The sequence below is a fragment of the Actinokineospora enzanensis DSM 44649 genome (assembly GCF_000374445.1).
Taxonomy (GTDB): domain Bacteria; phylum Actinomycetota; class Actinomycetes; order Mycobacteriales; family Pseudonocardiaceae; genus Actinokineospora; species Actinokineospora enzanensis.
Window position 1 is genome coordinate 116,317 of the sequence record NZ_KB894411.1, and the last position, 24,744, is coordinate 141,060.

Below are 24,744 nucleotides of genomic sequence, written 5' to 3' on the forward strand. Positions count from 1 at the left end.
GCCATGACCGACGGACAAGACGCCATCGTGGCCAAGCCGCGCCCGTTCTGGGTGTCCGGCAGGCCGCAGGACAGCGAGGACACGCTCGACGTCCGGCACCCGTACGACGGGACCGACGTCGCCACCGTGTCGGTGCCCACGCGCGAGCAGGTGGAAGAGGCCATCGCGGCAGCGGCGGCCGCCGCCAAGCCGTTCCGATCCACCCCGGCGCACGTGCGGGCGGCGGCACTGGAGCACGTGTCGCACACCCTGGCCGAGCGCACCGAGGAGATCGCCGAGACGATCACCGCGGAGAACGGGAAGCCGCTCAAGTGGTCCACCATCGAGGTGGGTCGGGCGGTGTCGGTGTTCCGGTTCGCCGCCGAGGAGGCCCGCAGGCACGTCGGCGAGCTGCAACGCCTGGACACGGACGTGGCCGGTGAGCGCAGGCTGGGCGTCATCCGGCGGCGGCCGCGCGGGCCGGTGCTGGCCGTGGCGCCGTTCAACTTCCCGCTCAACCTGGTCGCGCACAAGGTCGCCCCGGCGTTGGCGGTCGGTGCCCCGGTGATCGTGAAGCCCGCGTCCGCGACCCCGCTGTCGTCGCTGCTGCTGGGCGAGATCCTGGCCGAGACCGACCTGCCGCCGGGCGCGTTCGCGGTCCTGCCGGTGCGCGGCTCGGCGATGAGCCAGCTGATCGAGGATCCGCGCCTGCCGGTCATCTCGTTCACCGGTTCCACGGGCGTCGGGCACGGCATCAGCGCGGCGGCCCCGCGCAAGCACGTGGTGATGGAGCTGGGCAGCAACAGCGCGGCGATCATCTGCGCGGACTGGACGGACCTGGACTTCGCGGCCAAGAGAGTGGCCACGTTCGGCATGTACCAGGCCGGCCAGTCGTGCATCTCGGTGCAGCGGGTCGTGGTCGACCGCTCCAAGGCGGACGAGTTCATCCCGAAGCTGGTGGCCCAGGTCGAGTCCCTGGTCACCGGCGACCCGCACGACCCGTCGGTGGACGTCGGCCCGCTGATCGACGAGCGCAACGCCGAGCGCGTGGCGGACTGGGTGGAGGAAGCGGTCGCGGCGGGCGCCAAGCTGCTCACCGGCGGTACCCGCAGCGGGGCGACGGTGGCGCCGACCGTGCTGACGGATGTCGCGCAGACGGCGAAGGTGTCATGCGAGGAGGTCTTCGGGCCGGTACTCGTGGTGACGGTGGTCGACAGCCTGGACGAGGCGTTCGAGATCGCCAACGGGACGGACTACGGCCTCCAGGCAGGCGTGTTCACGCATGACCTGCAGGTCGCGTTCAAGGCGTCGGCTGAGCTTGAGGTCGGCGGCGTGGTGATCGGTGACGTGCCGTCCTACCGGGCCGACCAGATGCCGTACGGCGGGGTGAAGGGATCCGGGACGGGGCGGGAGGGCCTCCGCTCGGCGATGAACGACTTCACCGAAGAGCAGATCATGGTGCTGTCGGGCATCGACCTGTGATCAAGACGGGGAGGCGCCATCCGGTTAGATGACCGGATGACGCCTCCCCTCGCACTACCGGATGGAACGTCGGTTCGAGCCCGGGGCCTGCGCGCGAGCGAGCCCGATAGTCCGGAATACGGCCTATACCTGGGCGGGAACAAGCTTCGCGGGCGCTTTGATGTGAGGCTGACCTGGCCACACGAGTGGATTGCGTGGCCGGACTTCTGGCTGCCGAAGGACTCTGTGGAAGCCACCCGCCTGATCCGGGACTTGCTGGAGCGGGCCCAGGCCGGGAGGCCGGTGGAGGTCGCCTGCGGCGGCGGGATCGGCCGGACGGGGACGGTGGTCGCGTGCCTGGCGATCCTGACGGGGATCGACCCGGCCCAGGCGGTCGCCTGGGCCCGCGAACACCACCACCCGCGCGCGGTCGAGACGCCTTGGCAGGCCCGCTGGGTCAGGCAGTTTCCTTACGGCTAAAGGCAAGGAGCCCCTGGAAGGCGGCCGAGCCGACGACCAGTGTCGGCCCAGACCGCTGCTTGCTGTCCCGGATGACACAACCATGGTCCAAGCAAGCCAGCTCGACGCACTGGGCACCGCCTGCGCCGCTCGTGAAGCTGCTCGTGCGCCAACGCATATCTGCCCCGATCGCTAGTGCTCCAGGTCAAGCCTCCCAGCGGCGGCAGTGGACAGGAAGGTCCGGAAGGCCCTCGCATCGACCGTCAGCATCGGACCAGACTGCTGCTTGGTGTCCCTGATCGCGCCGCCGTGGTCCAGGCAGGCCAACTCGACACACTGCGCCCCGTTGCCACCGTTCGTTCGGCTGCTCTTACGCCAACGCAGGCCGCTGTCATACACGGGTCATCACCCTTCAACTGAGATCGGCGATCCTCCTCTCCAGTCTGACACGCGTGTCTTCCTCGCTTTCCGCCTCTTCCCAGGCGAGCGTGAAGGCAGAGCCATACGGCTGGGTGGCCTTCACGTAGTCCGCCCCGGTGAGCGTCTCGACATAGGCAATCGTCCGGGTTGGCGCGGGGATGTGCAGCAGAGTGAAGGGGCAGGTCAATGCCGGGTTTCCACCTGCGGTGAACGGAAAGACGCGAATCGCCACAGTCTCCAGATCGGCGATCTCCCGTAGCCATTCAAGCTGGCGAAGAAGAACATCTCGACCGCCGACCTCGTAGTGCAAGGCCGCTTCCCCCAATACCGCGAACACGCGCGGGCCGGAGGGAGCCAACAGTCGGCTGGAACGTTCGACCCGAGCGCGGGCAAGCCTGGGGAAGTCCGCGGCGCTGAAGTAGGTGGACTTCGCCAGCCCTGCCAGGCCGTATTCCTCGGTCTGCAATAGACCCGGAACCTCGGGATAAATCATCCGAATCTCGGAGGCCGATCGCTCCAGACTGATGTAGCGCAACTCCTCGCCCCTGTTCGAGGGCGCGGTGGTCCGCTTGCGAGCAGCACTCGCCAGACGGCGAAAGTCGTCCTCGGCGGCGCCGCCGAGTTGGTACAGCTCGACGAGGATGTTGACCTCGTCGGGCTTGGGGGCCAGCATGCCCGTTTCGATCTTGCTCAGCTTGCCCCGGTACTTGCCCAGCGCGGCATCGGCGTCGACCAGTTCGACGCCGCGCTTCAGTCGCCACTCCCTGGCCTTCTCACCGCAGATCAGGCGCTGGACGACGGGGTCCGGATCTTCCTCAACCATGGCTCAGCATCCTGCCGAAGATCGGCTCGGGCTACCCGAAGTTGTCCACAGGGCACCCAATTGAGTCTCAGTTTCACCCGTTTGGTTGCCGCATCAGGCTGAGACTCAGTTCTAGCATGGCGACACGTTGATCGAGAGAACAGGGAGTCGTTTCATGACTATCGGTGGCGCTATGTCTACAGACGTCTGGGTCGAGCTCGGCTACACCTCCGACGTCCGGATCGAGGCGACCGGGCCCGGGGAGGTCCGCCTCCTCCTCAGCGACGACCGGACCAACACCATCACCGTGGCCGCCGACCGCGAAGGATTCGAGAAGCTCGCCACCACCGCCGCAGCGGCCGTGGCCAAGCTCGACCAGTTCGAGAACGAGGACTAGCGCGCCCCGGCGGCCGCGTCGCGGAGGGCCTCGATCAGGCTCATCAGGGCCGGTTGGCCGATCGAGGTCTCCCGGACCGCCACGTTGATCACCCGGATCGGCTCCGGGTGGCGGATCCGGCGCACGACCACCCCGGGGTGCTGGTTCACCAGGCCCATCACCGGGATCAGGCTGACCCCCAGGCCTGCCGCGACGAAACCCTGGGCGTTCGTGTAGTCCTCGCTCTCGACCACCACGTTCGGCGTGAACCCAGCCGCCCCGCACGCATCATAGATGATTTGTAGGCACGGGCCCGAGGGCCATTCGTTGCCCACCCACGGCTCGTCCGCCAAGTCCGCCAAGTCGATGACGCGCTTGCTCGCCAGCCGGTGGCCGCGCGGCAACACCGCCCGATACGGGTCGTCCAGCAGGTGCGTGAACTGGATGCCCGGCGGGATGATCTGCCTCGGGTGCACCACGATCGCCAGATCCGCACGGCCCTGGACCACCTCGGGCAGCGGGTCCTCCGGGTCGAACAGCTTGAGGTCGACCTGCACCCCCGGATGATCACGCCGCAACCGCGCCAGCGCGGGTGGCACCAACGCGGCCCCGGCCGTCGCGAAGTAGCGGATCGCCAGTCGGCCCGTACGGCCCGCGCGCAGGTCGGCCAACGCCGTCTCGGCCTCGGACACCTGCTTGCTGATGATCGCCGCGTGCTCGGTCAACAACAGCCCGGCCGCCGTCGGCTGGACGCCGCGCCCCACTCGCTCCATCAGCGCCACGCCCGCCTCCTTCTCCAGGGCGGCGATCTGCTGACTGATCGCCGACGGCGTGTAGCCGAGGTTCGTCGCGGCGGCGGTCACCGATCCGCTGGTGACCACGGCCCGCAACACCTGGAGTCTGCGCAGGTCGAGCATGTAGGACAGCTTAACGATCCATCCAGGACATTTCACTTGTCCTGTCCTAACCCAGGGTTCATCGTTGCCGATGGGATGACCCGACAGGAGGACAGGCACAGTGATCACCGGCGGCCGTGGCACCTTGCTCCGCATGGGCGTGCTCGCCCTGCTCTGGGGATCCAGCTATCTCTGGATCAAGCTGGCGCTCAACGGCCTGTCCCCGGTGCAGATCGCGATCGCGCGCAGCGTGCTGGGCGCCCTGGTCGTCGTCGCCCTCTGCTACTTCGCGCGACTGCGGCTGCCCAACCGACCCCGGATCTGGGGTCACCTGGTCGTGGCCGCCTTCTTCGGCAACACGCTGCCGTTCGTGCTGTTCGGCATCGGCGAACAGACCGTGGACTCCGGCGTGGCGGGCGTGCTGAACGCGACCACACCGCTCTGGGCGCTGCTCATCGGCGTCCTGATCGGCACCGAGCGCGGGATGCGGCCAGTCCGGCTCGTCGGCCTGCTGCTCGGCTTCGCGGGCACACTCCTGATCTTCGCGCCGTGGCAGCGGGCCGGGCTGGCGAGCTGGGGATCGGTTCTCATCCTGGCCGCCGCCGCCAGCTACGCCGTCGCCTACACCTACATCGGCCGCACGCTCGCGGGCCGGGGCACCCCGCCGCTCGCGCTGTGCGCCGCCCAGCTCCTCGTCGCCACCGGGCTGACCTCGCTGACCCTGCCCATGGGCGGCCTCGACCACATCCACCCGGACGGCTGGACGCTGGTCGCCGTCGCGGTCCTCGGCGTGCTCGGCACCGGCGCCGCCTACGCCATCAACTACCGGCTCATCGCGGACGAGGGCCCGACCAACGCCACCACCGTCGGCTACCTGCTCCCGGTCGTGTCCGTGCTGCTCGGCGCCGCCTTCCTGGGCGAGGACCTGAACCCCCGGGTGATCATCGGCATGCTCGTCGTGCTGGTCGGCGTCGGCATGACCCGCTGGCGCAGGAAGCTCCCGTCCCCGGTGCTCGCCGAGGACACCACCGGCGCGCTCGCCGAGTCCCGCTGACGCCGAACGGCCCGGTCGACTGGGGGCGACCGGGCCGTTCGAGGTGTGAGTGGGGTCGGCTATCGCCGCTTGTTCTTCCGCAGCGAGCCGCCGAGCAACAGCAACCCGACCAGGACCGCGACACCCGCGACCAGCCAGCGCAGGTCGAACGAGCTGGGCAGCCAGGCCGAGCCGTCGGTCAGCACATAGGCCGAGGCCAGCAGGGCCAGGATTCCCACGACCAGGGTGACGCCGTCGATCCGGCGAGCGGGCTTGGTCTCGTCAGCCACGGGACACCTCCACACTTCCGGCGCCGTCGGCGCGCGCCTCCAGGTCGATCTTCAGGCCGCCCGGCCCGTCGGTGCCGTAGTCCACCACGGTCATCGACCGGTTTGCCCCGCTCTGGTGCTCGTCCAGGCAGTTCACGTCACCCAGGTGGGCGGTGCAGCGCAAGGTCACGTCCGCGGTCGGCGGCACGATCACGTTCACGTCCCCCACGTTGACCAGTGCCTCCGTCCGCACCACCCCGGAGCTGGGCAGGTCCCGCAGGTCCACCACGACCGAGCCGATGTTGCGCTGGTAGCTCGGCGCGACCTGCTCCAGGCTGGTCGGCGCCGCGTTCAGGTCGCCGATGTTGGTCAGCGTGAACCCCTGCGGCCACACCACCGTCATCCCGACACCCGCGATCGACAGCATGATCGCCAGCCAGGACAGGCCGCGGCCGCCCCCGGCGAACGCGCCGTAGACCATGCCGAAGCCGAGCACCGCCAGCACCACACCGATGATGTGCTGCGGGGTGAACCAGCCCCAGCCCTGCGCGCCGCCCAACACGGCGACACCCACGAACAGGAACGACACCGCCAGCGCGAGCGGACCGACCTTGGACCGGCGGCGCGGGGCCGGTGGCTCCGGGTCCGGCGTCGACGGGTTCGGGTCGGGCAGGTCCCAGGCGAACGGGGCCGCACCGAGCGGGTCCCAGGCGGGCGGCTCGGTCGGGTAGCCGTACGGGTCGGTACCGGCCTGGGCCGTCGCCCGCGCGTCGGCCATCGGCGTGGTCTGCTGCCCGGCGGGCTGCCCGCAGTGACCCATGTTGGTCGCCAACGACTGCACGTGGCTCGCCAGCTTCCCCATCCCGAAGTGCCCGTGCATGGTCGTGGTCGGCCCGGCGGCCGGGTCGGCGGGCGGCGGGGTGGGCACCGTGCCCAGGTGACCACGGCCGCGGTGCAGCAGGAACAGCAGCCCGGCGAGCACCAGCACGCCCAGCCAGCCGCTCATGTCGTGGTCGATCATCACGCCGCCGGAGATCAGCACGCCGATGGCCAGCGCCAGCGTGAACGGGGTCGACGTGGCGCTGCGGCCCTTGCCGACCGCCGACTCGGCGGGCGACACCTCGTCGTCCACCTCGGCGAGGAACAGCCAGCCGAGCAGGTAGGCGATGATGCCCGCGCCGCCGTAGAAGGTGGCGACGGCGAACGCCACCCGGATGATGACGGGATCGATGCCGTAACGCGCACCGATGCCCGCGGCCACGCCCGCGATCTTGCGGCCCTGCCGGGGCCTGCGCGGGCGGGTCGCCCAGAAGTCTTTGAGCGTGTCCTCCACGCTCGCGGCGCCACGCGCCTGGTCGGATGTGCCACTCACAGGGACAAGCATCGCTGCCGACCTGCGGATCCGGCATCCGGGAACGACCCTGACTTCGCCTTCAGGGTCCAACCCCGATGTGGCGGGCGGGGGGCCGTGTGAGCATTCTGATGTGCAGACAGCGGTCCAGGAACACAGGGATCATGAGGTGGTGGACGCGGACCTCGAACGCTCCCGGACGAACGCGGTGGCGGAACCGGAACCGAACCGGATGTACCGCCGCCGGACCGGGCGTGCCGTGGCCGGGGTCGCTGGCGGGCTCGCCGACCACCTCGGCGTGCCCGTGCTCTGGGTGCGGATCGCATTCGCCCTGCTCTCCGCCCTTGGCGGGGCCGGGGTGATGGCCTACGGGCTGCTCTGGATCTTCGCGGCGCAGGCCCCCGCGGACGCGCCGCCGCCGACCGTGGGCAGCCGCGAGCGGCAGCAGGCGTTCGGCCTGATGGCGCTGGGCATCGGCCTGACCATCGGCGCTGGCACGCTGTCCGGCACGGTCAACGGCTGGGTGGCGGCGTCCGTCGGGGTGGCCCTGGTCGGCGCGGCCCTGGTCTGGCGGGAGGCCGACCAGTCCCGGCGGCGCCGGGTGCGCGGCGCGGTGTTCGGCTCGGGCGGCCGGTCGGCCACCTTCCGGGTGCTCGGCGGCGCGCTGCTCGTGGCCACCGGCATCGTCAGCTTCCTGGTCAGCAGCATCGGCCTGGGCCAGGTGCAGTTCGCGCTGCTGGCCGTGGTCGCCGCGCTGGTCGGCGTGGCCGTGCTGACCGTGCCGTGGTGGCTGCGCATGGTCCGCGACCTGGGCGACGAGCGGCGTGCGCGTATTCGCACGGAGGAACGCGCGGAGATCGCGGCCCACCTGCACGACTCGGTCCTCCAGACGCTGGCGTTGATCCAGAAGCAGGCGGACGCGCCGCGGGAGGTGCTGCGGCTGGCCCGGGGGCAGGAGCGCCAGCTGCGGAACTGGCTGTACGGGCCCGCGGGGTACGGACGCGGACAGGTCGACGCGCCTGCCGCGATGGGCGGATCGCTGGCCGAGGTGGTGGCGCGGGCGTCCGGCGAGGTCGAGGACACGTTCGCGATCAAGGTCCAGCAGGTCGTGGTGGGGGACTGCGAGCTGGACGAGAAGCTGACCGCCCTGGTGATGGCCGCCCGCGAGGCGATGGTCAACGCGGCCAAGCACGCCGGGGTCGCCGAGGTGTCGGTGTACGCGGAGGTCGAGGCGGAGAAGGTCACCGTGTTCGTGCGCGACCGCGGCAAGGGCTTCGACCCGGACGCGGTCCCCGAGGACCGGCACGGCCTCGCCGACTCCATCCGCGGCCGAATGGAACGCCACGGCGGCGAGATCAAGCTGCGCACCGCGCCCGGCGAAGGGACCGAGGTACAACTGCACATGCCGCGTGCGAGAGTGGCCACATGAGCGAGCAAGCCGAGACGCCGACCGAGAAGCGCCCGGTCCGGGTCTACCTGGTCGACGACCACAGCATGTTCCGCGCGGGCGTCCGCGCCGAGCTCGACACGCTCACCGACGACATCGAGGTCGTCGGCGAGGCGGGCACGGTCGGCGAGGCGGTCGCGGGGATCGCGCACCTGCGGCCGGACGTGGTGCTGCTGGACGTGCACATGCCGGACGGCGGCGGGGCGGAGGTGCTGCGCCAGTCGCGAAAGCCGCACCCGGAGGTGGTGTTCCTCGCGCTGTCGGTGTCGGACGCGGCCGAGGACGTGATCGCGGTGATCCGGGCAGGCGCGCGGGGTTATGTCACCAAGACGATCTCCAGCCAGGAGCTGGTGACGGCCGTGCTGCGGGTGTCGGAGGGGGACGCGGTGTTCTCGCCGCGGTTGGCCGGGTTCGTGCTGGACGCGTTCGCGGACCGGCCGGGGGCGGCACCGATCAGTGATCCGGAGCTGGACCTGCTGACGCCGCGTGAGCGGGATGTGCTGCGTTTACTGGCTCGGGGGTACGCGTACAAGGAGATCGCCTCGGAGCTGTTCATCTCGGTGAAGACGGTGGAGACGCATGTGTCGAGCGTGCTCCGCAAGACACAGCTGTCCAACCGGTACGAACTCTCCCGCTGGGCCTCCGACCGGCGCCTGGTCTGAGGCCGGGACCGGCTCAGCCGTTCTTGGCCTGGGCGAAGTTGTCGATCTTGAGTTGGCCGTCCTGGTCGACGAAGGCGTACGAGTACGGCTCCAGGCTGGACTTGCCTTCCTTGGTGGTGAACTTGATCTGGGCGTTCACCTTGTCCCCGGTGGCCTTCGCCGACACCAGCTGCACCTCGGACAGCCGGTCGTAGAACCGGGAGAACGACTCGTAGCCCTTGGACTTGGACTGGGCGCGGTCCGTGAGCAGCGTCCACGCCGCCTGTGGGTTGCCCGGGAGCAGGGCGTAGTAGTCCCGCAGGGCCGACTCGTAGTCGCCTGCCGAGTGGCCGGTGTCCGAGGTCGTCGTGGCGGACGTGGTCTTGGTCGGGCTCGTGGTCGTCGTGCGGGGTGTCGTGGTCGTCTTCGAGGTCATGGCGACCGTGGTGACCGATGTGGACACCCCGCCCTGGGAGCCCGCCTGGGACGAGTTCTTCGACGACGACATCAGGCTGGCCACCAGGATGCCGACCAGCGCGGCCGCCACGATCGCCAGGACGGTCAGCAGGATCGACCGGGCGTCGTGCTTCTTCTTGGGTTCCGGCGCGGGCGGCACCCGGCGCGCGCCGCCGGGGGGTGTGCGAGGTGGGGCGCTGATGCCGCCGGGCGGGGTCGGCGGGCGGTTGACGCCGCCGGGTGGGGTCGGGGGGCGGCGGGTCGGGTCGGTGAACGGGTTGACGTCCAGCCGGGTGCCCAGCGGGGGTGACTGCGGCGGGCGGGGCGGCATCGGGGCCGGGACCGTGCGCTGGTTGAGCAGGGACGGCAGCGGCTTGCCCGCGGCCACGGCGGCCAGCGCGTCCTTCGCGGCGGTCATCGACGGGCGTTCGAGCGGGTCGGCGCGCAGCAGCTGCATCAGCAGGGCGGTCAGCGGGCCTGCCTGGCGCGGCGGGCTGACCTTGCCCGCGGCCACCGCATAGAGCAGGGCCAGGGTGTTCTCGCTCAGCCCGAACGGCGAGTGACCCTCCACCGCCGTGTACAGCGTGGAGCCCAGCGAGAACACGTCCGCGGCGGGCGTCGGGGTCTCCCCCTTCGCCACCTCCGGCGCCAGGTAGGCGGGGGTGCCCGCGAGCATGCCCGTCGCGGTGACCGTGATGTCGCCCTGCGCCCGGGAGATGCCGAAGTCGGTGATCTTGACCGTGCCGTCCTCGCCGAGCAGCACGTTGGCGGGCTTCACGTCCCGGTGCACGATCCCGGCCGCGTGCGCGGCGACCAGGGCGGCGGCCACCTGGGTGCCGATCCGGGCCGCCTCCACCGGGGGCAGCACCTCGCGCTCGGTGAGCACCGCCGCCAGGCTCTTGGACGGCAGGTACTCCATGATCAGCCAGGGCTCGTTGTCGTGCTCGGCCACGTCGTAGACGGTGATCGCGTTCGGGTGCGCCAGCCGGGCGGCGATCCGGCCCTCGCGCATGGCCCGCAGCCGGGCCTCCTCGGCCAGGTCGGCGCTCAGGCCCGGCTGGGAGAGCAGCTGCTTGACCGCCACCGTCCGGTGCAGCCGCTCGTCGCGGGCCTGCCACACCACGCCCATGGCCCCGCTGCCGATGCGCCTGCCGAGCCGGTAGCGGCCCGCCACCAGGGTCTGCTCGCTGGTCATTGCCGCTCCTGGCTCACTGGGGGGGCGTCGTCACCGAGGCACTCGGACCGCCGGTCGTGGTGGTGGTCACCGGCGCGGTCGTGGTGGTCGTGGTCATCGTCGGCTTCGACGTCGTCGTGGTGGTCGTCGTCGTTTCGGCCGTGGTGGTCGTCGTCTGCGGCGCGGTCGCCTTGGCGGGCGTCGTGGTGGGCGCGACCGTCTTGGTCGTCTCCACCTCGCGGCGGCTCTCCGAGGTGGTCGGCTCGATCGGCGCCGAGGTCGGCACGTTGTTCACCGGGGTGTTCACCGGGTTCTGGGTGCCGTTGTGGTCCCGTCCGATGATCAGGAACGCGCCCACGGTCAGGATCGCGGCCAGGCCGACGCCCGCCACCACCAGCGGCACCCGCGAGCGCGGCGGCAGCGGCGGGGGCGGCACCGGCCGGACCCCCGTGCTCGACCGGCCGGGGTGCGTGCCCTGCCTGCCGACCAGCGCGGTCGTCAGGTCGGCGGCCGGGGCGGCCACCAGCCGGGTGTGCGCCTCGGCGATCGCCGGGGTGACCGCAGGCACGTCCGGGTCCTCGCCGCGGGCGACCGCGCCGAGCATGTCCCTGGCCTTGGCCGCGGACGGCCGCTCGGTGACATCCGCGGCCAGCAGCGCCACCAGCACGTCGGTCAGCGGGCCGGAGCGCGCCGGAGGGTTGATCTTGCCGGAGGCGACCGCGTGCAGCAGGCCCAGGGTGTTCTCGCTGAGCCCGAACGGCGGCTCGCCCTCGGTGGCCGCGTACAGCGTCGACCCAAGCGAGAACACGTCCGAGGCGGCCGACGGGTCGCGACCGACCGCGACCTCCGGCGCCAGGTACGCGGGGGTGCCCGCGATCAGGCCGGTCTTGGTCACGGTCACGTCGTCGGTGGCCCGGGAGATGCCGAAGTCGGTGATCTTCACCGAGCCGTCGTCGCCGAGCAGGATGTTGCCCGGCTTGATGTCCCGGTGCACCACGCCCACCGCGTGCGCGGCGGCCAGGGCCGCGGCCACCTGGGAGCCGATCCTGGCCACCTCGCCCGCACCCAGCGGGCCGCGCTCGGCCAGCGCGATCGCCAGGCTGACCGAGGGCAGGTACTCCATGATCAGACAGGGCACGCCGTCCTCGTCCACCACGTCGAACACCGCGATGGCGTTCGGGTGGTGCAGCCGGGCGGCGATCCGGCCCTCGCGCTTGCAGCGGGCCACCGCCTCCTCGGCCTCGTCCTCCGGCAGGCCGGGCGGCAGCAGCAGCTTCTTGACCGCGACCGGGCGGCCGAGGCGTTCGTCGACGCCCTGCCACACCACGCCCATGGCACCGCTGCCGATGCGTCGCTCCAGCCGGTAGCGCCCGGCGACCAGCCGGTCCTCGTCGCTCATCCCGACCGGAACCTCCCTTGCCCGCGAAGCGCCTCGCGAGCCCTTTCGTCATCGGCGCGGGTGCGCCACCGGTGCCCTCCCCAGGACCGGCGTCGGGACGCCGGGCTCCATCCCCCGGGGTTGGCCGACCGCTCCAGGCTAGGCGTTCACTCAGCGCGCACGAACGCACGTCCCGCTAGCTCGGGGATGGAACGGCAGCCGCTACATACTGTCACAGCCATCCCCCTATCGGGGGCGAACCGGACCAGGGTCGGGTCTCAGTCCAGCTGCGCGGAGACCAACTGGGCGCCAACGATGCGTTGCGGCACGGTATTGCTCACCTTGAGCAACTGTTGCGCCCGTAGGTGTGATCCGTCCCGCAGGTGCAGCCGGATCACCGCGAGCACCCCGTCGGAGCGCTCCGTCACCGAGAGCACCTCCACGCCGGTCACCACGCGCCACGAGCCGACGAACTCGCCCAGGCTGGTGCCCAGCAGGTCGCCTGCCACCAGGTCGAAGGCGGACCGCGGCTCGGTCCCGGCCAGCCGGTAGTAGTCCAGCACCAGGTCCCGGCTTGAGGTGAGGCCGCGCTCGCTGACGTGCCCGGAGTGCGCCGGGCTGGTGTCGCTGTCGGCCCGGTCGCGGCCGTCGCGGCGGGTGCCGGAGGTGGCCCTGGCCTGCTGGTCGGGGACCAGCGTGCCGGAGGCGGCGCCGGTCGACTGGACCAGGATGTCGGCGGAGGCCGGGCCGTCCAGGGCGGCGGTGGTGACCGCGCGGTCCAGCTCGTGCGGCAGCAGCGCGCGGCCGCCGGTGATCTCCACGCTCGGCCGGTCGGCCGCCTGGCCGCCGCTCCGGTCCCGGGCGATGATGCCTGCCGCGGCGACGGCGGCACAGAGCGTGACGGCGGCCACGCCCAGACCGGTGAGCTTGGCCAGCTGAGCCGTGCGCGAGGGCGGCTCGTGGTCGTGCGCGAACCCGACCGGCTCGGCCGCGGACCCGGCCTCGGCCTGCTCGGCGTCCAGGTCGGGGTCGGCAATCGGCGCGGAGAGCACGACCGGCAGCGTCCGGGTGACCTCGGTCGGCGGGTGCGCGAGTCTGCGGATCGGCTCGGTGCGGTGGTACATGGTGTCCGCGCGCGGCGCGGGCCCGATCCGCGGAATCGATTCCGTCGGATGGCCGTCGGCGCCGTCGGGATGGGCGGGCGTGACCGGGAGCGTGGGCTGCCGTCTGATCAGCTCGGTGACACGAACCGAGCCGGAACGCACCCGCCGCCTGCCGGTCGAGGGACGATCCACTGCCGCTTTCCTCCGCCTGAGTCGCTCGTCGGGGCAACTCGCATCGTGCTGCCGCGTGCTCACACCACTCTTTCTCGGCTTATCACCCGATCGAGGCGATAGCCGGGTTCGAGATTCACTCGAAAAGAGCAATGTCTCACCCACGGTTCCGACCGAAACCCGCCGGGTCGGGTGCGATCGGTCCAACCACGGGAGCCACGTGGCCTATCACCCGGGCCCCACCTCGCCCATCATTCCGCACCGACGCGACGGAGGGAATCCCGGAATTCAGCTTGCGGTTTTCTCCGCGCTGATCCGCGGGTCGTCGCCGTAGGAGAAGGTCAGCTCACGCACCTCGGAGCTCACCGAACCATCCCGGTGCACCAGCCGGACCATCGACCGGGTGCGCGCCCGGCTCGGGTCGATCACGATCTTCTGCACGTCGATCCGGGTCACGTCGGCGAACCGGCGGCAGAACTGGTCCTGCCCGGCGTACCGCAGCGGGCCGGTGGTCATGTCGAACGCGGCCCCCGGGTCGATCACCACGGCCCGGAAGAACGCCTCGGTGCGGTCGCCCATGGTGGTGGCGTCGTTCGGCGGGACGACCAGCATCGGCGTGACCACGGTGCTGCGCGCGGCGGGGGTCTGCGCGGACGGCCCGGCCACCGCCGGGCGGTCCGGCCTGCTCGCGCCCGAGGTGACGGCGACGGCGTCCCCCTGGCCAGCGGGCGTGTCGCCGGTGTCGGCCGGGTCGGCGTCGGCGGGGGCGGTGCCCGAGTCGCCCGGGGCCGGGACCGCCGCCGTCGGGCTGGCGGTCGGGTCGTCCGGGCTCCCCGGCGCGGGGTCGGTCGGCCGCGGCTCGCCCGGCTTCGGCGCCAGGGACGGCGCGTCGGCCGCGGGCAGGTCGGTCATCGGCAGCGGCTGGATGTTCGACAGGCCGGGCAGTGCCTCGATCATGTCCGGCCTGCGCGGCCCGGACATCAGCGTGACGGCCGCGTAGGCGAGCCCGACCACCACCAGGATCGCCGCGGTGACCGCGAACCAGGCCGCGTGCCGCCAGGACCGCGGCGGGGTCACCGAGGCCGGGATGGTGCCGAGGTCGAACTTGGCCAGGCCGGTCGCCGGACCGTCCACGTGCACCATCGCCCCGATCACCGGCAGCACGTCCGTGTCCTCGTCGGTGAGCGGCCGGGCGTGCGCGCGGGCGCCCCGGCGGCGCACCCGCGGCGGCCGCGGCAGACCGGCCCGGTGCCTGCCCTGTCCCGGGTCGTCCGGTTCGGTGTCGGTGCTGAAGACCATCTTGGTGGGGCTCCTGTCCTGCCCGTGCGTGCTGCTCGTCCGGCCTGGTGCGGCAGGCCGGTCAGCGGGTGTCGACGATCTGGAACTCCTCGGCCAGCCGCCCGCGCGGCAGGCCGTAGCGGGCGGCGGTGTCGGCGAAGTGGCCACGCATCCGCTCGGCCAGGTCGGGGTTCTCCCCCACCTGGGAGACGTGTGCGCCGAGCGCGGCCATCCGCCGGTCGAACTGGTCGGTGATGTCCACCGCGTGCTCGCGCAGATGCTTCGGCGCGTCGGCGATCCACAGCTCGGGCACCGACCACGGCTCCAGGCCCTCGTCACGCAGCAGCTCGGGGTGCGCGTGCGGGTTGCGGGCGTCCGGGTAGACCGCGGCGAAGGTGGCCGCGCCGGTCGCCCGGTGGTCCGGGTGCGCGGTCGGCACATGCGACCAGTTGATCTCCGGGGACCAGGTGAGCACCCGGTCCGGCCGCACCTTCCGGATCACCCGGGTGATGTCCCGGCGTAGCGCCAGGGTGGGCTCGACGGCGCCGTCCGGATAGCCGAGGAAGTAGAGGTCCGCGACCCCGACCGCGGCCGCCGCCGACCACTGCTCGGCCTGCCGGATCGCGGCCACCTCGTCGGCGGTGTGCGACCCGTCGCCACTGGCCTCCCCGGAGGTGACCAGGCAGTAGCTGACCGCTATCCCGGCGGCGGTCCAGGTGGCCACCGTCCCGGCCGCGCCGAAGTCGACATCGTCGGGATGCGCGCAGACCACCAGAGCCGTGCGCACGTCGTCGCTGAGGGTCACTCCGATCACGCGCAGAAGCGTAAGCGAACCGGCCGGGTTCGTACTGCTGAGCGGGTTTGCGCGCGCTAAACCACACCTTCGCGTGAACAGGGCGAGGCCAGATTCCCCACTCGGTTCACGCGTCGCCGTCCGTATGTCGGATTCGCCCGATCAGCGGGGTCGAACTTGGTGATCTTGCCAACGGGCTTGATCACGGCCGGTCAACCTTGCCACGGCTGCTGCGGCGGCCCGGCAGGCGGGTACTGCCCCGGCGGCTGAGTCGGCGGCTGGACGGGCGGTGGGTAGGACTGCGCCCCGGGCTGGGGGTAGGGCCTCGGCCCGGTCGGCGCCTGCGGGTACTGCTGGGGTGGGTACAGCGGCGGGTACTGCTGCTGCGGCCACTGCCCTGGACCGGGTGGGAACGGCGGCTGCTTCGGGTTCTTGCGCCGCCGCACGACCACCACCGTCACCACTGCGGCGATGATCAGCAGCAGGACCAGCAACTCGATCAGTCCGAATTTCATCCGCACGCCCCCTCACTCGGTGTGCCGGTCGCGAGGACCGGCGCGGTCCGGTCACTGCGCGGTGGCGACCACCGCGGCCAGTCGATCCGCCGCCGTCTGCGCGGCCTCCTGGCTCAGTGCCTCCACCATCACGCGAACCAGCTGCTCGGTCCCCGACGGGCGCAGCAGCACCCGCCCGGTCTCGCCCAGTTCCGCCTCCACCGCCGACACAGCCGCGCTGACCAGCGTCGACGCCGCGACCGTCGCCTTGTCCGCGACCCGCACGTTCACCAGCACCTGCGGCATCTTGGTCATCACACCCGCCAGCTCGGCCAACGACCGACCGGTAGCCGCGACCCTGGCCATCAGGCGCATCGCCACCAGCAGGCCGTCCCCGGTGGTCGCGTGGCCCGGCAGCACCACGTGCCCCGACTGCTCGCCGCCCAGGGCCAGCCTGCTCGCGCGGAGCTCGTCCAGGACGTAGCGGTCGCCGACAGCCGTGGTGCGCAGCTTCACACCCGCGTCGCGCATGGCCACGTGCAGGCCCAGGTTGCTCATCACGGTGACCACGAGGCTGTCGTCGGTCAGCTCGCCCGCGTCACGCATGGCCAGCGCCAGCACGGCCATGATCTGGTCGCCGTCGACGACCTCGCCCGCGGCGTCCACGGCCAGGCAGCGGTCGGCGTCGCCGTCGTGCGCGATGCCCAGGTCCGCGCCCTCGGCCAGCACCGCGGCGCGCAGGGCGTCCAGGTGGGTGGAGCCGCAGCCGTCGTTGATGTTCTCGCCGTCCGGCAGCGCGTGGATGGCGATCACCTCGGCGCCCGCCTCGCGGTAGGCGCGCGGCGCGGTCGCCCAGGCGGCGCCGTTCGCGCAGTCCACCACGACCTTCAGGCCGTCCAGCCGGTTCGGGGTGGCGGTCAGCAGGTGCGCCACGTAGCGGTCGGTGGCGTCCGAGACCTCGTAGATCCGGCCCACCCCGGCGCCGGTGGGGCGCTCGGCGGTGCTGTCCAGATCCGCCTCGATCTCGTCCTCGATCTCGTCCGACAGCTTGTGCCCGCCCGCGGCGAACAGCTTCACGCCGTTGTCCGGCATCGGGTTGTGCGAGGCGGAGATCACCACGCCCATGTCCGCACCCAGGTCGCCCACCAGGAACGCGATCCCCGGCGTGGGCAGCACCCCGACCTTGAGCACGTCCGCGCCCGCCGAGGCCAGGCCAGCGCACACGGCGGCCTCCAGCATCTCGCCGCTGGCCCGCGGGTCACGACCGACCACCGCGACCGGGCGGTGCGAGCGGTCGTGCGCGGCCAGCACCCGCGCCGCGGCGGCGGCGATCCGCAGGGCCAGCTCCGGGGTCAGCTCGGAGTTGGCGAGACCGCGCACTCCATCCGTGCCGAACAGACGTGCCATGGGCGAGACCTCCGGTGAGGAGTCGAGCTTGGGGACGGGGTAGGCGCAGGGAGGCAGGGCTGGGTGGGTGGGAGGGAGGGAGGGAGAAATGTAACCGGGATGGGTGGGGCAGGTGGGACAAGACCCGGAAAAAGGACCAGCGAGAGCAGCCTGTTCGTCGTGAACGTGCTGCTCCCGCTGGGGTGGTGCGCTGGCGCTGCCGAGCAGGTCAGCGCTTGCTGTACTGCGGCGCCTTGCGGGCCTTCTTCAGGCCGTACTTCTTGCGTTCCTTCGCCCGCGGGTCGCGGGTCAGGAAGCCTGCCTTCTTCAGGACCGGGCGGTCCTCGCTGTCCAGCTCGATCAGCGCGCGGGCGATCGCCAGGCGCAGCGCACCGGCCTGGCCGGTGATGCCGCCGCCGTGCAGGTTCGCGCGGATGTCGAAGGACTCGGGCTTCTCGACGACCACGAGCGGCTCACGGATGAGCTGCTGGTGGACCTTGTTCGGGAAGTACTCCTCCAGGGAGCGGCCGTTCAGCACGAACTTGCCGCTGCCCGGGGTGATCCGGACGCGCACCACGGCCTCCTTGCGGCGGCCGACGGTCTGCGCGGTCTCTGCGGTCAGGTGCGGCAGCGCGGGCGCGGCGGGCTCCGCCTCGTCCTCGTGCACGGCCTCCGGGTCGGCCGCGGCGTCGAACGCCTCGACGGCCTCGGTCTCCCCGGCCTCGGTCTCGACAGCCGCCTGGTCGGCAGCCTCGGTCTCGACGGCCTCGGTCTCCACCGCGTCAGTCTCCACCGCGTCGACCTCGGCGGTGTCGGGGTTCACAGCGTCCGCACTGTCCTGACTCACTTGGCGACCTTCGCAATCTCGAACGGCTTGGGCTGCTGGGCGGCGTGCGGGTGCTCGGGGCCCGCGTAGACCTTGAGCTTCTTGCCCTGGGCGCGGCCGAGCTTGTTCTTCGGCAGCATGCCCTTGACGACCTTCTCCAGCAGCCGGTCGGGGCGGGTGTCGAGCAGCTCGCCGAACGACTGCTTGCGCAGACCGCCCGGGTAGCCACTGTGCCGGTAGGCGAACGCCTGGTCCCGCTTCTTGCCGGTCAGGACGACCTTCTCGGCGTTGACGATGATGACGAAGTCACCGGTGTCCACGTGGGGGGCGTAGGTGGGCTTGTGCTTGCCGCGCAGCAGTGTGGCGACATGCGTGGCGAGACGGCCGAGCACCACGTCCTCGGCATCGATCACGTGCCAGGCGCGGTCGACCTCGCCGGGCTTAGGGCTGTACGTGGGCACGGGTCTACCTCATCGTCAACTTGCGTCATGGGTGCCTGTGCGGGCCTCACCCCTGACCGACCGGGTCGTCCAGGGGCGCGCAACGCGGCTCGACTCGCGTTCGACCAGCCGAGCTATACGCCCCGCGCCGCACAACAACGTAAGAAGATACCGGGTGGGTGATGGAGGGTCAAAATGGCCCCCGGCCACGACTCACCGACGGTGCTCCCGAGCAGGCGAAGCGTACCCCCAGCGGGCCGCCAACCGGCCCGCGACGACGGTGTGGCCCGCGTGCCCGTCGGCGTCCGGGCGGGCGTCGGCGAGCGCGAGGTGCGCGGCGTACTCCACGTATTTGTGCCGTAGATCACTTGCCAGCCGCAGCGCCTGGGTGGCGTGGACAGCGCCGCGCGGGTCGCCGTGGGCGGTGAGCGCGCGGGCGAGGCCGACGTGGGCGCGGGCGAGCAGGCCCGGCCCGGCCGACGCGCGGGCCACCGCCAGCGCCTCGGCGAGGCAGGCGAGCGCGTCGGCGCCCTGTCGGAGCCGGACCTCCCCCAGCGCGAGCAGGGCGACCACCAGGTCCCGGGGGTGGGTCCGGCGAGCCAGGGCGACGGCCCGCTCGGCATGGTCGGCGGCCTGGACAACCGCTACGGCGCCGGGGTGGACGGCGCTGAGCGCGCGGGCGTGCTCGGCCTCGGCGCCTGGGTGGTCCGGGCGGAGGGCGAGGGCGGCGGCGCTGTCGGCGAGGGCGGCGCGGTGGCTGCCGACGATCCGGTGCGCGGCGGCCCGGACGCTCAGGGCGTCGGCACGGCTGCCTGCCGGGGCGTCCGGTGGTTCGAGGCTGCGGGTGGCGTGTCCGGTGGCCGCGGCGGGTTCGCCCAGGTCGAGCAGGAGCGCGGCGAGGTCGGCTCGCGCGCGGGCGGCGGCGTCGGGGCTCACGTGCGGGGCCAGGCGGACGGCGCGGGTGAGGTAACCGCGGGACCGGCGGGCGTTGCCTTGGTCACTGTGCACGGCGGCGAGCGCGAGCAGGGCCCGGACCTCCTCCGTGTGCTCGGGTTCGGCGCGGGCGGCGCCGGGGACACCGAGGTCGCGGAAGCGTTTGACGGCGCGGGTCCCGTAGCGCAGCGCGGCCGCGGTGTCCCCGGTGCGGGCGTGCGCGGCGCTGAGGCTCAGCAGCATCCGGCCTTCGGCGTGCTGGTCGCCCGCGCGGAACGCGGCTTGCAGACCTGCGGTGCCGAGCGCGATCCACTCGGGGACCCGGGCGCGCGCCTCGACGTGGCCGCGCAGGGCCTCGGCCAGCCGCCAGGCGATGTCGGGGGCGGTGGACTCGACCGCGGCGGTGGCCACCGCGACGGCTCCCGGCAGTTCGGCGTCCACTCGGCCGACCCGGTCGCCGCACAGTTCGAGGTACCAGTCGCGGAGTGCGTGCCAGGTGCCCCCGTCCGGGCCATCCGGTTCGCCGCCGAGATCGTGGGCATACCGGCGGATCTCGTCGGGGCAGCCGTAGCGGTCGCGGGCCGGGCGGGTGAGCAGGCGGGCGCAGACCAGACGGTCGAGCGCGCGGCGGGTCGGGACGAGGCCGATGCCGGCGAGCGCGGCGGCGAGCGGGACACCGAAGTCGGGGCCGGGGATCCGGCCGACCAGGCGGAAGACGCGGGCGGACTCGGCTTCCAGGGCGTGGTAGGCGGCGGACAGGCCGGGCTCTTCGTCCATAAAGGACGAATCGGTGGCGGCGGCAAGGCGCAGGGCGAGCGGGAGGTGGCCGCACCGCGCGGCCACCTTGTCGGCGTCGGGCATGTCCCCGAGCAGGGCGAGCGCGTCGTCCGGCAGCAGCGGGCCGAGTTCCAGGCGGTACGCGGAATCCTTGGTCACCAGGCTGGTCAGCCGGTCCCGGCTGGTGACCACCACGAGGCTGCCGCCGCCCTCCGGCAGCAGCGGCCGGACCCAGGTGGGATCCGCCACACCGTCCACCAGGATCAACACCCGGCGGCCCGCGAGCAGGCCGCGATAGAGCGCGGCGGCCTCGTCGAAGTCCGGGGGCACCCGGTCGCCGGGAACGCCCAGGACGCGCAGGAAACCGGCGAGCGCGGCCGCCGGGGTGACCGGGGGAAACGGGCCGTAGCCGCGGAAGTCGAGGTGGAGCGCGCCATCCGGGTACTGGCCGCGGATCCGGTGCGCCCAGCGCAGGGCGAGCGCGGACTTGCCCGTGCCCGCGGGCCCGGTGATCACCACGACCGGGGCGGGGCCGCGCCGGTCCCCCACCCGTGCGCGGTCCAGTTCGACGAACTCGTCGAGCCGACCGCGGAAATTCCCGTTATTACCGGGTAATAGACGCGGCGCGGCTGGTGGCGTGTCCGGATCGGAGATCAACACGCGGTGGAAGACGGCCCGCAACGCGGAACCCGACTCGACCCCGAGATCGCGGCCGATGCGCGTGAACTGATCTATCGCCTCGTCCCGACGGCCCGATGACCACAGCGCCGTCATCACCTGACCGATGATCCGCTCATGCGCGGGATAACGCACCGCGCGGGCGAACAGGTCCGGCAACAATTCGCGGTGTTCGCCCAACCGCAATCGGACGTCGACCCGATCCGACTCGACCGCGAGCCGTTCCTGGCGGAGTTGTTCGCGCATCCCGTCGAACCACGGCGTGGTCAGGTCACCGAACGCGCGACCGCGCCACAACTCGAATGCCTCCGCGTACAAAACCGCGGCTTCCCGGTCTTCCGATCCGCGTGCCCGCGCCACCAACAGCCGGAATCGGTGCAGGTCGACCTGGCCGGGGTCGACTATCGCGGCATAGCCGTCCTGATCGCGGACTATTCGCGCACCCGCCGCGGCGAAAACGGCGCGCAGTTCCGCGAAGTGGTCGGCGAGCGCGCCGCGCACCCGTTCCGGCGGCCGATCCCCCCAGGCGCGTTCGACCAGCACCGCCACCGATACCGGGCGGTTCGCCTCGGTCAGCAGCACGGCCGCGAGCGCGACCTGTCGAGGATCGCGGGCCCCCGCCGCGGAAACCGCGCCGAGCACCCGGAAAACGACATTCCCACGCATACTCTCCATCGACGTCCCCCACGTCGGTACGAAGTACGCCCAAGATACACGGAAACGAAAAACCGCGGCCCCGGGGGGATTCCCCCGGGGCCGCGGTGGCAGTGCGGGCTCAGGCCCAGCGGCTCGCGTTCGCGTGCTCGGTCTGCTCGTAGTTCTCGCCGGACTGACGCACGGCGGTACCGATCGAGTTGAGGACCTGCTTCAGGTCGTCGTAGGCGGAGTCCCACTCGCGCTGCTTGGCGTCCCACGCCTCGGCGGCCGCACCGGAGTAACCGGCGCGCAGCGGGGCCAGCCGCGACTTGAGGTCGCCGAGCAGGCCGTCGAGCTGCGAGGAGGTGGAGGTGATCGACTGGGCCGCGTTGGCGACCTCGGCGAAATTGACCTTGATGATGTCGCCGTTAGGCATTGCTTACTCCCTGTTCAAGTCTTTGGGGTTGGCGCGAAGACCAGTTGTCCGGAAAGGACTCAGCCGAGGACGTTGGTGATGTTGCTCAGCGAGGAGGAGGCCTCCTCTTCCTGGCGCACGTACGCCTGGTTGCTGGCCTTCAGCTGCTCGGAGATGCCCTGCAGCGCGTCGTGCAGCTTGCGGGCGTCCTCGTCGAAGCGGTTCATCAGGGTCGCGAACGCGGCGGACGCCTGGCCCCTCCAGTTGTCGTGCAGCGGCGCGAGGTTGCCACGCAGCGTGCTCAGCGCGTTCCGGCTCTCCTCGTTGACGTTGTCGACGTCAACCGCGGCCTTCGCCATCTCTTCGGGCGTGATTCCGTAACCGGACATTGGGAGAAACCCCCTGGCTTGTGGGTGGGTCGTACGCCTTCTTCGTTCGTACGCCGCTTACGACGAAGACCCTGCCAGGTTCGGTTCCACTTCGGTGCCGGTTGTCCGCAGGTAGTTGCTCCCGTTAACGGTCTGCCGAGGAACCCGCAGGTCAGCGCACTGTGAACCGGGCGGTCCCGGCGGCTGAGCGGTTCCCGTTGGTGAATGATCGCCGCAGGTCAGCCGCCGTGGAACAGGATCTGGTGCTGCGAGAAGTCCTCATCATCGGGATCCGCCGGGGACGGTCCGGCTGACTCCCGCTCCGCCGCCTGGACCGGCCTGCGCGCCAGCCGCTGCGTCTCCCGGCGGAATGCCGCGCTCGTCTCCCGCCCCTCTGCCGACGCGCGCTGCGCGCGGGTGACGGCCGCCGACAGGTCCGCGCGGAACCGCGCGACCGCGTCGCTGAAGCCCTGGTTCGGTCCGGACACCGTCCACCTCCGCAGATCAACCCGAGACGACCATAGAGCGCACGACCGCGGCACAAGCCTGCCGCACCCGGTCCAGGCCGTCGGGGGTGTACTGGCAACCGATGCTGACCTGGTACCTGCCGCTCAACAGGACGTACCAGTCGACGGTCGCGTTGCTCGCCCGTTCGCGGTAGTGGATGACGTCGCGGCCGGCGAAGCTGGCCTTGTCGTCGAACTCGGAGAAGACGTCGCCGCCCTGGGTGTAGTCGTCGCGAAGGCGGTCGACGGCGCGGGCGCGGTCGGCGGTGCTGTCGAAGCTCAGTTCGCGTTCCTGGACGAGGATCTGGTCGTCGCCGCGTTCCGCGCCGGTCGGCTTGAGGTCGGTACGCATGAGGCCGGGGTTGCCGCCGGTCTGGGTCCAGTCGGCGGGGAGGGTGAAGCGGTACTCGTAGCGGGCGATGGTCTGGGCGGGGTCGTCCCGGCCCAGCACGATGATCAGGACGGCGGCGATGGCCGCGACCAGCGTCACGCCCGCGATACCGAGCCAGCGGCGGCGCCTGTTCGGCTTGGGTGGGATGACCGGGACCGGGACGGCCGGGGTGACGGTGGGGAACGCGGTGCCGACCGGGGGTGGGCCCGATGGTCGAGTGGCCGGGCGGGAGCCGGTGAGCAGGCCGGTGTGGTCGACGCCGGTGGTGGGGCTGACGGCGCGGAGGGCGCCCCTGGCGACGACGGTCTCCGGCTGGTCGAGGGTGACCGGGACGATGCCGGTCCGGTCGGCGACGACCTGGGCGACCAGGGGAATGCGGCTGGAGCCGCCGACCAGGAAGACGCCCGCGAGCTGCCGGGGTGCCAGGCCCGCCGCGGAGATCGCGGCGAGGGTGAGGTCGGCGGCGGTGGCGATCGGGCCGGTGATGATCCGTTCCAGGTCCGGGCGGGTGACGTGGGCGTCCGGGAACGGGGACGGCAGCGGGATGTCGGCGTAGTTGTGGCGGGAGAGGGTTTCCTTGGCGCTGCGGACATCCTGGTGCAGGACACGCCTGCGGCGGCGGTCGGTGATGTCGCGGCCTTCGAGGAGTGCGCGCCAGGCCTCCGGGTCTTTCCCGCCCACCGTGGCGCCCAGGTGGTCCAACAGCAGCTGGTCGACGTCCGCGCCGCCGAAGGACGGGTTTCCCTTGGTGGACAGGATGGTGAACATGCCGGTGGCCTCGGTGCGGACGACGCTGACGTCGGTCGTCCCGCCGCCAAGGTCGAGGATGGCGAGGGTTCTTCCCGGCGGGCCGGGGAAAGTGGCCGCGTGATGGACGGCGGCGGCCACCGGTTCCGGGATCAGGATGACGCGGGGGCTCAGACCGGTTGCCGCCTGGCGCAGGGTTTGGGTGCGGAAGCCGCCCCAGTCGGCGGGGTGGGTGAGGACCAGTTGGTCTATCTGGGAATTGCCGGTTACCCGTCTTGCTTCGTCAGTTGCTCGTTGTAGGACTGCTCGGAAGATCGCGCTCACCGGGATGACGGTGTTGCCGAGCAGCAGTTCGGACTCGTCGATGCGGCGTTTGGGGTGGGGTTCGTAGCGGGAGGGGTCCAGGGCCGCTTGTCGGTCTGCCTCCTGGCCTACGAAGAGGGTGCCGTCCAGGGCGGCGTAGATGGCGGACGAGAGGAGGGGGTTGCCGTCCACCACTACGACCTGGGGGTCGTGCAGGTCACGCGAGATGGCTATGCAGGTGCTGGAGGTGCCGAAGTCGATGGCTGCTCGTAGGGACATGGCACCTCCTGGTGGGGTTGGCCTGGTCAGGGTAGTTGGTGCGCAAGGGAAGAGCCCCGCTCGATGGGGTTCGGGCGG

Annotated in this window: 26 protein-coding genes; 6 read left to right on the top strand and 20 right to left on the bottom strand. The window is 71.7% G+C overall.

The window, feature by feature from the left end; translation table 11 throughout:
- Positions 1 to 3 precede the first annotated feature (3 nt).
- Positions 4 to 1,461 (top strand): aldehyde dehydrogenase family protein, encoded by a 1,458-nt coding sequence (locus tag C503_RS0113610; RefSeq protein WP_018682768.1) that lies wholly within the window; start codon positions 4 to 6, stop codon positions 1,459 to 1,461.
- Positions 1,462 to 1,497: 36 nt separating this feature from the next.
- Entirely contained in the window at positions 1,498 to 1,920 is a 423-nt protein-coding gene (locus C503_RS0113615) for a protein-tyrosine phosphatase family protein (protein WP_026316272.1), read from the top strand.
- Here C503_RS0113615 and C503_RS44525 read toward each other — a convergent pair.
- From C503_RS44525 to C503_RS43290, 3 genes are read right to left on the bottom strand one after another with little or no spacing between them, the layout of a single operon-like run.
- Positions 1,898 to 2,077, bottom strand: a complete 180-nt coding sequence (locus tag C503_RS44525) for a DUF397 domain-containing protein (RefSeq protein ID WP_084477082.1) — start codon at positions 2,075 to 2,077, stop codon at positions 1,898 to 1,900. The genes C503_RS0113615 and C503_RS44525 overlap by 23 nt on opposite strands.
- A 14-nt stretch (positions 2,078 to 2,091) precedes the next feature.
- Positions 2,092 to 2,298, bottom strand: a complete 207-nt coding sequence (locus C503_RS0113620; RefSeq protein ID WP_018682770.1) for a DUF397 domain-containing protein — start codon at positions 2,296 to 2,298, stop codon at positions 2,092 to 2,094.
- Between the two features lie 13 nt (positions 2,299 to 2,311).
- Positions 2,312 to 3,142, bottom strand: a complete 831-nt coding sequence (locus tag C503_RS43290; RefSeq protein WP_018682771.1) for a DUF5753 domain-containing protein — start codon at positions 3,140 to 3,142, stop codon at positions 2,312 to 2,314.
- Between the two features lie 172 nt (positions 3,143 to 3,314).
- Between C503_RS43290 and C503_RS0113630 the strand changes: the two genes are divergently transcribed.
- A complete protein-coding gene (locus C503_RS0113630) occupies positions 3,315 to 3,518 on the top strand; it encodes a hypothetical protein (RefSeq protein ID WP_018682772.1) in 204 nt (67 codons plus the stop codon).
- On the opposite strand, the gene C503_RS0113635 is transcribed toward C503_RS0113630, so the two are convergent.
- On the bottom strand, positions 3,515 to 4,414 hold the full coding sequence (locus C503_RS0113635; RefSeq protein WP_018682773.1) for a LysR family transcriptional regulator: 900 nt from the start codon (positions 4,412 to 4,414) through the stop codon (positions 3,515 to 3,517). The genes C503_RS0113630 and C503_RS0113635 overlap by 4 nt on opposite strands.
- A 133-nt stretch (positions 4,415 to 4,547) precedes the next feature.
- Here C503_RS0113635 and C503_RS0113640 point away from each other — a divergent pair, with 133 nt between their 5' ends.
- Positions 4,548 to 5,447, top strand: a complete 900-nt coding sequence (locus C503_RS0113640; RefSeq protein ID WP_051114817.1) for a DMT family transporter — start codon at positions 4,548 to 4,550, stop codon at positions 5,445 to 5,447.
- Positions 5,448 to 5,506: 59 nt separating this feature from the next.
- Here the strand turns inward: C503_RS0113640 and C503_RS0113645 are convergent, their stop codons facing one another.
- Both C503_RS0113645 and C503_RS0113650 read right to left on the bottom strand, forming a co-directional pair.
- Positions 5,507 to 5,716, bottom strand: a complete 210-nt coding sequence (locus tag C503_RS0113645) for a hypothetical protein (protein ID WP_018682775.1) — start codon at positions 5,714 to 5,716, stop codon at positions 5,507 to 5,509.
- On the bottom strand, positions 5,709 to 7,067 hold the full coding sequence (locus tag C503_RS0113650) for a PspC domain-containing protein (protein WP_018682776.1): 1,359 nt from the start codon (positions 7,065 to 7,067) through the stop codon (positions 5,709 to 5,711). The genes C503_RS0113645 and C503_RS0113650 overlap by 8 nt, the downstream gene beginning before the upstream one ends.
- Before the next feature lie 148 nt (positions 7,068 to 7,215).
- On the opposite strand from C503_RS0113650, the gene C503_RS0113655 reads away from it, so the two are divergent.
- Together C503_RS0113655 and C503_RS0113660 are read left to right on the top strand one after the other, a co-directional pair.
- Positions 7,216 to 8,475, top strand: coding sequence for a PspC domain-containing protein (locus C503_RS0113655; protein WP_018682777.1), 1,260 nt, complete (start codon positions 7,216 to 7,218; stop codon positions 8,473 to 8,475).
- Entirely contained in the window at positions 8,472 to 9,155 is a 684-nt protein-coding gene (locus C503_RS0113660; RefSeq protein WP_018682778.1) for a response regulator, read from the top strand. Before C503_RS0113655 ends, C503_RS0113660 begins: the two co-directional genes overlap by 4 nt.
- 13 nt (positions 9,156 to 9,168) lie before the next feature.
- Here the strand turns inward: C503_RS0113660 and C503_RS0113665 are convergent, their stop codons facing one another.
- The 14 genes from C503_RS0113665 to C503_RS0113730 all read right to left on the bottom strand — a co-directional run bounded on the left by C503_RS0113665 (position 9,169) and on the right by C503_RS0113730 (position 24,666).
- Positions 9,169 to 10,785: a serine/threonine-protein kinase gene (locus C503_RS0113665; protein ID WP_018682779.1), complete on the bottom strand. Its 1,617-nt coding sequence runs from the start codon at positions 10,783 to 10,785 to the stop codon at positions 9,169 to 9,171.
- Between the two features lie 13 nt (positions 10,786 to 10,798).
- Positions 10,799 to 12,163: a serine/threonine-protein kinase gene (locus tag C503_RS0113670; protein WP_026316275.1), complete on the bottom strand. Its 1,365-nt coding sequence runs from the start codon at positions 12,161 to 12,163 to the stop codon at positions 10,799 to 10,801.
- Between the two features lie 257 nt (positions 12,164 to 12,420).
- A complete protein-coding gene (locus C503_RS0113675) occupies positions 12,421 to 13,437 on the bottom strand; it encodes a hypothetical protein (RefSeq protein ID WP_018682780.1) in 1,017 nt (338 codons plus the stop codon).
- 267 nt (positions 13,438 to 13,704) lie between these two features.
- The gene (locus tag C503_RS0113680; protein WP_018682781.1) at positions 13,705 to 14,715 is read right to left on the bottom strand and encodes a hypothetical protein; all 1,011 of its coding nucleotides are present in this window, start codon (positions 14,713 to 14,715) and stop codon (positions 13,705 to 13,707) included.
- Positions 14,716 to 14,776: 61 nt separating this feature from the next.
- Positions 14,777 to 15,508 (bottom strand): PIG-L deacetylase family protein, encoded by a 732-nt coding sequence (locus tag C503_RS0113685; protein ID WP_018682782.1) that lies wholly within the window; start codon positions 15,506 to 15,508, stop codon positions 14,777 to 14,779.
- Positions 15,509 to 15,699: 191 nt separating this feature from the next.
- Complete coding sequence (locus C503_RS0113690; protein ID WP_018682783.1) at positions 15,700 to 16,002, bottom strand: hypothetical protein; 303 nt, start codon at positions 16,000 to 16,002, stop codon at positions 15,700 to 15,702.
- 51 nt (positions 16,003 to 16,053) lie between these two features.
- Positions 16,054 to 17,388, bottom strand: coding sequence for a phosphoglucosamine mutase (glmM, locus tag C503_RS0113695; RefSeq protein WP_018682784.1), 1,335 nt, complete (start codon positions 17,386 to 17,388; stop codon positions 16,054 to 16,056).
- A gap of 208 nt (positions 17,389 to 17,596) precedes the next feature.
- The gene (gene rpsI, locus C503_RS0113700; protein WP_051114818.1) at positions 17,597 to 18,034 is read right to left on the bottom strand and encodes a 30S ribosomal protein S9; all 438 of its coding nucleotides are present in this window, start codon (positions 18,032 to 18,034) and stop codon (positions 17,597 to 17,599) included.
- A gap of 176 nt (positions 18,035 to 18,210) precedes the next feature.
- Positions 18,211 to 18,654, bottom strand: a complete 444-nt coding sequence (rplM, locus tag C503_RS0113705) for a 50S ribosomal protein L13 (protein WP_018682786.1) — start codon at positions 18,652 to 18,654, stop codon at positions 18,211 to 18,213.
- A gap of 192 nt (positions 18,655 to 18,846) precedes the next feature.
- Positions 18,847 to 21,696: an AfsR/SARP family transcriptional regulator gene (locus tag C503_RS43295; RefSeq protein WP_084477084.1), complete on the bottom strand. Its 2,850-nt coding sequence runs from the start codon at positions 21,694 to 21,696 to the stop codon at positions 18,847 to 18,849.
- Positions 21,697 to 21,796: 100 nt separating this feature from the next.
- Positions 21,797 to 22,093, bottom strand: a complete 297-nt coding sequence (locus C503_RS0113715) for a WXG100 family type VII secretion target (RefSeq protein ID WP_018682788.1) — start codon at positions 22,091 to 22,093, stop codon at positions 21,797 to 21,799.
- A gap of 59 nt (positions 22,094 to 22,152) precedes the next feature.
- The gene (locus C503_RS0113720) at positions 22,153 to 22,461 is read right to left on the bottom strand and encodes a WXG100 family type VII secretion target (RefSeq protein WP_018682789.1); all 309 of its coding nucleotides are present in this window, start codon (positions 22,459 to 22,461) and stop codon (positions 22,153 to 22,155) included.
- A gap of 218 nt (positions 22,462 to 22,679) precedes the next feature.
- Positions 22,680 to 22,928 carry a hypothetical protein gene (locus C503_RS0113725; protein ID WP_018682790.1) on the bottom strand — a complete coding sequence of 83 codons (249 nt, stop codon included), beginning with the start codon at positions 22,926 to 22,928 and terminating at the stop codon, positions 22,680 to 22,682.
- A gap of 16 nt (positions 22,929 to 22,944) precedes the next feature.
- Positions 22,945 to 24,666 carry a type VII secretion-associated protein gene (locus C503_RS0113730; RefSeq protein ID WP_018682791.1) on the bottom strand — a complete coding sequence of 574 codons (1,722 nt, stop codon included), beginning with the start codon at positions 24,664 to 24,666 and terminating at the stop codon, positions 22,945 to 22,947.
- Between the last annotated feature and the right edge of the window lie 78 nt (positions 24,667 to 24,744).

Bases quoted from the DNA above. Each gene is read 5' to 3' on its own strand.
- C503_RS0113610 (WP_018682768.1), top strand. From the start codon at position 4: ATGACCGACGGACAAGACGCCATCGTGGCCAAGCCGCGCCCGTTCTGG.
- C503_RS0113615 (WP_026316272.1), top strand. From the start codon at position 1,498: ATGACGCCTCCCCTCGCACTACCGGATGGAACGTCGGTTCGAGCCCGG.
- C503_RS44525 (WP_084477082.1), bottom strand. From the start codon at position 2,077: ATGCGTTGGCGCACGAGCAGCTTCACGAGCGGCGCAGGCGGTGCCCAG.
- C503_RS43290 (WP_018682771.1), bottom strand. From the start codon at position 3,142: ATGGTTGAGGAAGATCCGGACCCCGTCGTCCAGCGCCTGATCTGCGGT.
- C503_RS0113630 (WP_018682772.1), top strand. From the start codon at position 3,315: ATGTCTACAGACGTCTGGGTCGAGCTCGGCTACACCTCCGACGTCCGG.
- C503_RS0113635 (WP_018682773.1), bottom strand. From the start codon at position 4,414: ATGCTCGACCTGCGCAGACTCCAGGTGTTGCGGGCCGTGGTCACCAGC.
- C503_RS0113640 (WP_051114817.1), top strand. From the start codon at position 4,548: ATGGGCGTGCTCGCCCTGCTCTGGGGATCCAGCTATCTCTGGATCAAG.
- C503_RS0113660 (WP_018682778.1), top strand. From the start codon at position 8,472: ATGAGCGAGCAAGCCGAGACGCCGACCGAGAAGCGCCCGGTCCGGGTC.
- C503_RS0113665 (WP_018682779.1), bottom strand. From the start codon at position 10,785: ATGACCAGCGAGCAGACCCTGGTGGCGGGCCGCTACCGGCTCGGCAGG.
- C503_RS0113670 (WP_026316275.1), bottom strand. From the start codon at position 12,163: ATGAGCGACGAGGACCGGCTGGTCGCCGGGCGCTACCGGCTGGAGCGA.
- C503_RS0113680 (WP_018682781.1), bottom strand. From the start codon at position 14,715: ATGGTCTTCAGCACCGACACCGAACCGGACGACCCGGGACAGGGCAGG.
- C503_RS0113690 (WP_018682783.1), bottom strand. From the start codon at position 16,002: ATGAAATTCGGACTGATCGAGTTGCTGGTCCTGCTGCTGATCATCGCC.
- glmM (WP_018682784.1), bottom strand. From the start codon at position 17,388: ATGGCACGTCTGTTCGGCACGGATGGAGTGCGCGGTCTCGCCAACTCC.
- C503_RS43295 (WP_084477084.1), bottom strand. From the start codon at position 21,696: ATGGAGAGTATGCGTGGGAATGTCGTTTTCCGGGTGCTCGGCGCGGTT.
- C503_RS0113715 (WP_018682788.1), bottom strand. From the start codon at position 22,093: ATGCCTAACGGCGACATCATCAAGGTCAATTTCGCCGAGGTCGCCAAC.
- C503_RS0113720 (WP_018682789.1), bottom strand. From the start codon at position 22,461: ATGTCCGGTTACGGAATCACGCCCGAAGAGATGGCGAAGGCCGCGGTT.
- C503_RS0113730 (WP_018682791.1), bottom strand. From the start codon at position 24,666: ATGTCCCTACGAGCAGCCATCGACTTCGGCACCTCCAGCACCTGCATA.